Source organism: Autumnicola patrickiae (assembly GCF_031846525.1).
Classification (GTDB): Bacteria; Bacteroidota; Bacteroidia; order Flavobacteriales; family Flavobacteriaceae; genus Autumnicola; species Autumnicola patrickiae.
The window spans coordinates 1-814 of sequence record NZ_JAVRHM010000071.1 but is presented as its reverse complement, the minus strand read 5'-3'; the positions used below and the strand labels follow the sequence as shown (position 1 = coordinate 814).

Below are 814 nucleotides of genomic sequence, written 5' to 3'. Positions count from 1 at the left end.
ATGCCTAAGTAGTACTTGAGTTTTCCTCTTATAAATTTGAAAGTAAAATTGGGACTTTCAAAATCAAACATTCCAAAATTGTAAACCCAATCTAATGATTGATCTTTATCTTTGATTCTAATTGCAGAATGTCCAAAAACTGAATATACTTCATCACCGGGCGAACAGGTAAGGATGCTAATTTCCAGATGATTGCCAGGATATCCCGATTGACTAAACAAAAATATAATAAATAAAAAATTTTTCATTTTTGATCGTTTTCGGCTTGCCTACGTGCTTTTTTGGCTTCTTTAAGAATTTCATATCCTCCTTTTAGTACAATTCCTACGGTTATAAGGCTGATGATCAAATCAGGAAGAGGGGAGTTAAGCAGCATCACCCCAATACCGGACAATACAATGCCTAAATTAACAAGCATATCGTTGCTGGTAAATACCATAGAGGCTTTCATATGTACGCCTCTTTCACCTTGAGATTTCAGCAGGCGCAAGGCAAAAAGATTACTCGCCGCATTTATGATCGCCGTAATGATCATTGCCCAGCCAATTGGTTCGGCTTCTGTAAGGAAACGCCTAATCACTTCACCTAACAAAAGCAGACCCAGCCCAATTAAAAGAACACCGGAAAGGTTTGCAGCGCGTGATTGAGCTACAGCACCTTTGCCCACAGCGTATATGCTTACAATGTAAACGGCTGAGTCAGCAAGGTTGTCAAGTGCAGCACCCAATAATCCTGTGGAATTTGCTATAAAGCCAACAATACCGGCCAGTGCCACCTGAAACATATTGATTCCCAGGACTTGTTTTAATGTTTT

General features: G+C 39.4%; 2 protein-coding genes. Both read right to left on the bottom strand.

Translation table 11 applies throughout. The features are described 5' to 3' along the window. Window positions 1-248 (bottom strand): lipoprotein N-acyltransferase Lnb domain-containing protein (locus RM549_RS19395; protein ID WP_311687770.1); only part of this gene is annotated, 248 nt, incomplete at its 3' end. After that, window positions 245-814, bottom strand: a 570-nt coding sequence (locus RM549_RS19390) for a cation efflux transmembrane domain-containing protein (protein ID WP_311687769.1), incomplete at its 5' end; no start/stop codon positions are given. The genes RM549_RS19390 and RM549_RS19395, both read right to left, overlap by 4 nt.